Genomic DNA, 6835 nt, shown 5'->3' with positions numbered 1-6835 from the left:
AGACCAGCGACGTCTCCAACGTCATCGCCATGCTGGCCTATGCAACGGTGCCGGCGATCCGCTACACCTACCTGGGTCTGCTACGCGTACCCGCGGCGACAATGGACGCGGCCGTCGCCTCGGGTGCCACGCCGTGGCAGCGCCTGCGCAAAGTAGAGCTTCCCATTGCCTTCCCGGAGATTCTGCTCGGAATCAACCAGACCATCATGATGGCGCTTGCCATGGTGGCGATCACGGCGCTCATCGGCTCGCGCGATCTGGGCCAGGAAATCTACAAGGCGCTGCCGGGCGCGGACACGGGCCGTGGCCTGCTTGCAGGTCTCGGCATTGCCTTCATCGGCATTACGGCAGATCGCCTGATTGGCGCATGGGCCATGCAGCGCAAGCGACAACTCGGTATGGCTTGAGACCGTGGGTGCGGTGAACTCAAGGAAACTCGCCGCGGCCTTGATGACCTGCCTGTGCTTCGGGTCGATTCATGCCTACGGCGTGCTGCTTGCCCCCGTCGAACAATGGCTTGGCACCTCGCGAACCGTCGCCAGCCTGGGCTATGCGCTCGCGATCGCGGCCCTCACAATGGGCGTGTACCTGAATGGCCGCATTGAGGCGGTGCTCGGCCCACGATTTCGGCTGATCGGTTCAGGTGCTGTTGCGGCGTTGGGCCTTATGATCGCGGGCGGCAGCTCCAGCGCCGCCGGTCTGCTGCTTGGCTTCGGGTTGATGTACGGTCTTGCGAATGGCGTCGCCTATGCCATGTCGCTCGGCATTGCCGCAGCCGCCATGCCCGGGCGCGAGGCGCAGGCGATGGGCCTCGCCACTGCAATCTATGGCCTTGGCGCCGTGCTTTGTGCCCAGCTCTTCAGTTCGGCACTCGGGGGCATGCATGTTCCCGTCATTTTTCTGGTGCTGGCACCCGTGGTCTTTGCAATTTGCGCCCTCGGCACAGCGCTCATCCAAGGAGATACGCCTGTTGGCCCGCGATCAGTCGAGGGCATTCCGCAAGTCATTCCTGGGTCACTGCGCCTTCTGTGGTTCAGCTATCTGCTAGGTGCTTTCTCCGGCCTCATGGTCCTCGCCCATGCGCCGGCTATCGCCGTGTGGCGCAACGGGCTTGGTGGGGAAGCCGGGCTCGTCTCCAGCGTCGTGTCACTCGGCAGCGTGCTGGGTGGGTATCTCGGAGGTGTGTTCGCGGGGCATGTTCCTGGTCCCCGTGGCGTGGCACTTCCGCTGCTCGTGCAAGCTGCCGTGCTTCTGGTGCTACCGTTCGTGGCGGGAATGTTCCCGATCACTGCCTTGCTGGGTCTGGCGGGTGTCTGCTACGGCGTGCTAATTGCGGTTATTCCTGTGGAAGTGCGGCGCATATCTGGTCCACAGGGCTTCGCACTGAACTACGGTAAGGTCTTTACCGCCTGGGGCATCGCTGGCGTCGCTGGGCCTGTGACGGCTGGCTATCTCTATGACATCACGCGCGGCTACGGCGCAGCGTCTGTGGTGGCGGCGGCGCTGTCTGTCTGCTCATGCCTCACCATCCTGCGAGCGGGAAAATGACCGGTCGCGAATTCAGTCCGAGAGGCCTGCAGCCGACAGAATGCCGCGGGTCAATCCACGTCAACATTCAGCGATCGAGAACTTGGCGCAACCGCCGGGATGAAAACACGAATGTCGTTTGGTAGACCTTGGAAAGCGAATCCTGTTCCGATTGCTGCTGCATGTTGTGTGAACAACCAGTCGCGGCGCAGGCTGTCGCTCTTCCGTTTCTCAACCATGATCGTGATGTTTGGAGTTGCCAATGAACGCGAGATCCGAAGGTTTTCTAAAACTGCGATGCACCGCTTTGGTCATGCACCTTGCTTTCGTATCGCTGGTGGCCAGCACAGCCTTTGCAGACACGATCAGATTCAAACGCATTCCGACACAGTTCATCGCGGCGTTTGTGGAGCCTGGCGCAAGCAGTGGTACAGGCGCAGAGAAGTGGGGTGTGTGGGAAGTTGATCCCGGCCCCAGGGGTGTATGGTTGAAGAACTTCGAGGGACTGCTCTCGTCAGGAGGTGTTGCGCCGTCAAACTGGAAGTTCGATCCCAGTGATTGGTGGCTTGATGAGAACGGGTTGATCATGGAGCAACCCAGCGTTCCATTGAAGCCCGGACGGTATCTGGTCACGGGTAGACGGACTGCGACTGCCATTCTGACGATCCACCCCGCCGACGCACAGGGTGTGCAATCATGGGAGTTGGGGAACAGGGCGACAATTTATGACGTCACGCATCTCAAGTGTCGCTCTGCCCGCTACACCTCTGCAACAGGCGGCTCCTGCAGCCCTGCTGCGGTGGACCAGAAGAGTTTTCCGATAGCGCCCGGCGGTCTGATGCCGCCAGTCGATGGCTGCAACAAACAGGACTACTCCGTCTTGTTCATCATTGGCGTTGATTGGAGTTCGGAAAAGAATACCGATTGAGCAGCCTACAGGTAGGTCTGGATAGCCAAAAGACAATTTGGATGGAGATCCAATCTTGGCTATGGTTCGGGTCCGGCTTGCGGAGAATGCCGAATGGCTGATTTCGATGCGGTGGTTGTTGGCGCCGGCTTTGCCGGCCTCTACATGCTGCATAAGTTGCGCGGTCTCGGCCTGACCTGCCGCGTCCTGGAGGCGGGCTCGGGCGTGGGCGGCACCTGGTTCTGGAACCGCTATCCGGGAGCGCGCTGCGACGTCGAGAGTTTCAGCTATTCCTACTCATTCTCTGAGGAGATCCAGCAGGACTGGAACTGTAGCCACCGCTATGCGATGCAGCCCGAAATACTTGCATATGCAAATTTCGTGGCGGATCGGTTGGATCTCAGGCGCGACATCGGCTTTGGCACGCGCGTCAGCGCCGCCCACTACGACGAACAACAGCAGTACTGGTTCGTCGACACCAGCGGGCAGGGCAGCTTCCGGGCGCGGTTCCTCATCATGGCCACGGGCTGCCTCTCGGTTCCCAAGGTGCCGGACCTGCCGGGCCTTGCGAACTTCAGGGGCGAGGTGCTGCACACTGCGGATTGGCCGCGTGAAGGATACGACTTCGCGGGCAAGCGCGTGGGCGTCGTCGGCACCGGGTCTTCGGGCGTGCAGGCCATCCCGATCATCGCCCGGCAGGCGGGCCACCTCACCGTGTTCCAGCGCACCCCCAATTTCTCGATCCCCGCCTGGAACGGGCCGCTGCCCGAGAGCCAGCGCCAGCAGATGAAGAATGACTATCGCGCGCTCCGCACCAAGGCGCGCAACTCGTATGCCGGCGACTACGCGGATGAGTATTACCTCTCCATATTGGAGATGACGCCGGAGGCACGCGAGGAGGCTTTCGAGAAACGCTGGAGAGAGGGCGGCTTCAATTACCAATATGCCTTCCGCGACCTGATGGACAATGCTGCGGCCAATGAGTTGGCCGCTGATTTCGTGCGCCGCAAGATCCGCGCCATCGTCAGGGATGCAGCAACGGCCGAAAGGCTCTGCCCGCGGGATCACCCGATCGGCGCCAAGCGGCTCTGCGTCGATTCCGAATATTACGAGACTTACAATCGACCCAACGTGACCTTGGTGGACATCAAGAGCGACCCGATCACCGGCTTCAGCGCCGATGGGCTCAAGACTCGCAGCACGCGCTATCCGCTCGACACGCTGGTTCTTGCCACGGGCTTCGACGCGATGACGGGCGCTCTCACGGCGATCGACATCCGCGGCCGAAGGCGAGAGTCCTTGAAGGACAGATGGCGCGATGGCGCAGGTGCCTATCTCGGTCTTGCGGTGGCGGGTTTTCCCAACATGTTCGTCATCACCGGGCCCGGCAGCCCCTCCGTGCTCGCCAATGTGATACTTGCCATCGAGCAGCATGTCGAATGGCTGGGCGATTTCCTGCGCCATGCGAAGGCGCACGGCATCACCGAGATTGAGGCGGATGCGGCAGCCGAGGACAGCTGGATGGCGGGCGTGCGCGACAGCGCCGACCGCACGCTCTATCCGCAGGCCAACAGCTGGTATATGGGCGCCAATGTGCCGGGCAAGCCCCGCGTCTTCATGCCTTATGTCGACGGCTTCCAGGTCTATGAGGCAGCCTGCAAAGAGGTGGCGGCGGCGGGCTATCGAGGCTTCCATCTCGCGCGCGCCACGGATGTAGCAGCCTGATGCAGCCGGCGGCGGGCCCATGGTACGAGATCCACAAGGTCGATGATGGCCTGAGCCACATCCTGGAGCGCCATGTAGCCCCCTGGATGCGTTGCAACATGTGGCTGATCCACGGCCGGAACGGCAATCTGCTGGTGGACAGCGGCATGGGGCTGCGGCCGATCAAGCCCGAGGTCGCGGCTCTCACGGAACGCCCAGTGACGGCGATCTGCACCCACTGCCATTTCGACCATATCGGCTGCGCGCATGAATTCGATGTGCGGCTCGGCCACCGCATCGAGGCCGAGGATTATGCCGCACCCGACCTCACGCGCAGCTGCGCCAGCCAATGGCTGGGTGCTGAGCTCATCACCGCCCTTCCGCACGCAGGTTACGAACTGCGTAACTTTAGCCTCACCCCTGCGCCACTCACCGGCTACCTCGACGAGGGGGATGTCGTCGATCTCGGCGACAGGGCGTTCAACGTGTTCCACCTGCCCGGCCATTCGCCCGGCTCGATTGCTCTCTACGAGCGCGCCACGCGAACGCTGTTCAGCGGGGACGTGATCTATGACGGCATGCTGATTGACAATGCCTGGCACTCGGACGCACAGGTCTATGAGGCCTCGCTGCGGCGGCTGAAGGAGCTTCCCATCGAGCGCGTGCATGCCGGCCATGAAAGCTCCTTCGGCAGGGATCGACTCGTCGAGCTGATCGATTCATTCCTCGCCGGCGGCCAGCGCCTCGGCGATCCCTCGACGTGGATTGCGGAGGTCACCTCATGAGTCTGCGGTTGGCTCATGCCATGTTACAGGTGCGCCAGCTCGACGAGGCGATTGCCTTCTACCAGCATGTGCTCGGCCTCAGCCTTGCCGATCGCCAGAGTTATGAGGGTGCCGAGCTCGCCTATCTGCGCGGGGACGGTGGAGCGGAGCTGGAGCTGCTGAGTGAGCGGCCCTGGCGCTTCGCCGCAAGGCCGGAGGTTGGGCGCAGTCATGTCGCATTCACAACTGCCGATCTCGAGGCAGAGCATGCCCGCATCCAGGGGCTCGGTATTAGCTGCGGGGCGATCAGCGATTATGTCGCCAATGGCCGGCTGCAGACGCGATATTTCTATCTCTACGACCCTGAAGGAAACGAAATCGAGATCCTCCATGCGACCGGGCGGTACAAGGACTGAAGGAACACGCCATGACCCATCACCGCGTCAGCAAGGCCGGCACCGGCTTCACCAATGATCCTGCAAACAGCTTCACGCCGGATGCGCCCTACTACTTCGACCCCGATGTCTATCGGGCGGAGATCCGCTCCATCTTCCAACGGAACTGGACCTATTTTTGCCATGCCTCCCAGATCCCCGATGAGGGCGACTACCTGACAGGCGATATCGCCGGACAGTCGGTCTATGTGCTCCGTGACCGGGATGGTGGTATTCGGGGCTTCTTCAACGTGTGCCAGCACCGCGCTCACCAGCTGCTGAGCGGAACTGGCAACGTCAAGGCCGTCATTCGCTGCCCCTATCATTCCTGGACTTATGAGCTCGACGGCAGCTTGCGTGGCGCTCCCAAATGCGAGGCGGTGCTGAATTTCCGTCGCGAGGACGTGCGGCTGAAGCCGGTCGGTGTCGACGTCATCGGCGGCTTCGTCTTCGTCAATCTTGATCCTGCGTCAGAGCCCCTGAGCAAGGCTGTTCCGCATTTCGGCGAGAAGCTGCTCGCCATGTGCCCTGAGGCGGAGAGACTGCGCTATGTCACGCGGCAGGACTTCGCCATCAAGGCCAACTGGAAGGTGGTGGCGGAGAATTTCCTCGAGAACTACCACAGCTTCTACTCGGGGCCGGCGCATAAGCAGCTTTCGGACGTCATCGACCAGGACAGCTACCGCTGGACCATCGAGGGCAAGGTCATCGAGTTCCTCGGCAAGGGCGGCACGGCGGAGATGCTACCCTATGAGATGAAGGGCGAGCGCCGGTTCACCGGCCGCAATGACGGTTTTCAGATCGTCTTCCTGTGGCCCAACATGGCCTTCCTCATCCTGCCAGGTGCTTCCATGCTGCTCGTCTTCCTGATGATCCCGGACGGACCAGAGGCGACGGTGGAGCCTCTGCTCTATTTCGGATTGGGGACGGAGCTCGATGCCGGCACGGCCTCGGCGGTGGAGTGGTTCAACAATATTCTGGGCCCCGAAGACGTGGAGATCGTCGAGAGCGTGCAGCGCGGACTGCATTCGCTCGGCTACCAGCGCGGCCGGCTGATGGCGGATCCTGCCTGCGCGGAGGCGTGGAGCGAGCATTTCCTGCACCACTTCAACAGTCTCAACATCGCGGCCATCGAGGCTACGCCCTAGGCGGCGCGTTCGAAGTCGATCACGAAGCGGCCCTTCACGTCGCCGCGCGCCAGTCGCTCCATGGCTGCATTGACGTCCTTCAGCGCCACCGGCTCGATGTCGATGCCGATCCCGTGCTTGCGGGCCAGCATCAAGAAATCCTGCATCTGCTGGCGCGTGCCCACGCTGGTGCCGGTGATGCGGCAGCCATTGGCGGTCAGCCACTCCAGCACCAACGGCACCGGCTCCGCCACCATGGCGACGGAAATGATCATGGCGAAGTTGTTCACCATCGCCGTGACCATCGGCCAGATGCGGTTCGAGGGCGCGAAGTTGAGAACCGCGTCGGCGCCGCCGAGTGCGCGAACGCCA

The 6835-nt window shown here is 62.2% G+C and carries 7 protein-coding genes and 1 pseudogene; 7 read left to right on the top strand and 1 reads right to left on the bottom strand.

Annotated elements, in window-relative coordinates; translation table 11 throughout:
- From WCJ41_RS19460 to WCJ41_RS19430, 7 genes are all read left to right on the top strand, one after another.
- Positions 1-407: ABC transporter permease subunit (locus WCJ41_RS19460; protein WP_336907498.1), on the top strand; the 407-nt coding region annotated here is incomplete at its 5' end.
- A gap of 13 nt (positions 408-420) precedes the next feature.
- On the top strand, positions 421-1548 hold the full coding sequence (locus WCJ41_RS19455) for a hypothetical protein (protein ID WP_336907497.1): 1128 nt from the start codon (positions 421-423) through the stop codon (positions 1546-1548).
- 241 nt (positions 1549-1789) lie between these two features.
- Complete coding sequence (locus tag WCJ41_RS19450) at positions 1790-2455, top strand: hypothetical protein (RefSeq protein WP_336907496.1); 666 nt, start codon at positions 1790-1792, stop codon at positions 2453-2455.
- Positions 2456-2548: 93 nt separating this feature from the next.
- Positions 2549-4159 carry an NAD(P)/FAD-dependent oxidoreductase gene (locus tag WCJ41_RS19445; protein WP_336907495.1) on the top strand — a complete coding sequence of 537 codons (1611 nt, stop codon included), beginning with the start codon at positions 2549-2551 and terminating at the stop codon, positions 4157-4159.
- Positions 4159-4923, top strand: a complete 765-nt coding sequence (locus WCJ41_RS19440; protein WP_336907494.1) for an MBL fold metallo-hydrolase — start codon at positions 4159-4161, stop codon at positions 4921-4923. Before WCJ41_RS19445 ends, WCJ41_RS19440 begins: the two co-directional genes overlap by 1 nt.
- Positions 4920-5318: a VOC family protein gene (locus tag WCJ41_RS19435; protein ID WP_336907493.1), complete on the top strand. Its 399-nt coding sequence runs from the start codon at positions 4920-4922 to the stop codon at positions 5316-5318. Before WCJ41_RS19440 ends, WCJ41_RS19435 begins: the two co-directional genes overlap by 4 nt.
- Before the next feature lie 11 nt (positions 5319-5329).
- Positions 5330-6484: an aromatic ring-hydroxylating dioxygenase subunit alpha gene (locus WCJ41_RS19430; RefSeq protein ID WP_336907492.1), complete on the top strand. Its 1155-nt coding sequence runs from the start codon at positions 5330-5332 to the stop codon at positions 6482-6484.
- Here WCJ41_RS19430 and WCJ41_RS19425 read toward each other — a convergent pair.
- Positions 6481-6835, bottom strand: a pseudogene (locus WCJ41_RS19425) (zinc-binding alcohol dehydrogenase); the annotation flags it as partial. The gene WCJ41_RS19430 and the pseudogene WCJ41_RS19425 sit on opposite strands and share 4 nt — an antisense overlap.

The organism is Aestuariivirga sp. (genome assembly GCF_037139295.1).
Taxonomy (GTDB): domain Bacteria; phylum Pseudomonadota; class Alphaproteobacteria; order Rhizobiales; family Aestuariivirgaceae; genus Aestuariivirga.
Note: the sequence above shows the minus strand (reverse complement) of the source record. Positions and strands in the feature narration are given on the sequence as shown.

Coding starts and splice junctions, on each gene's coding strand:
- WCJ41_RS19435 (WP_336907493.1), top strand. CDS start 4,920: ATGAGTCTGCGGTTGGCTCATGCCATGTTACAGGTGCGCCAGCTCGAC.
- WCJ41_RS19450 (WP_336907496.1), top strand. CDS start 1,790: ATGAACGCGAGATCCGAAGGTTTTCTAAAACTGCGATGCACCGCTTTG.
- WCJ41_RS19440 (WP_336907494.1), top strand. CDS start 4,159: ATGCAGCCGGCGGCGGGCCCATGGTACGAGATCCACAAGGTCGATGAT.
- WCJ41_RS19445 (WP_336907495.1), top strand. CDS start 2,549: ATGGCTGATTTCGATGCGGTGGTTGTTGGCGCCGGCTTTGCCGGCCTC.
- WCJ41_RS19430 (WP_336907492.1), top strand. CDS start 5,330: ATGACCCATCACCGCGTCAGCAAGGCCGGCACCGGCTTCACCAATGAT.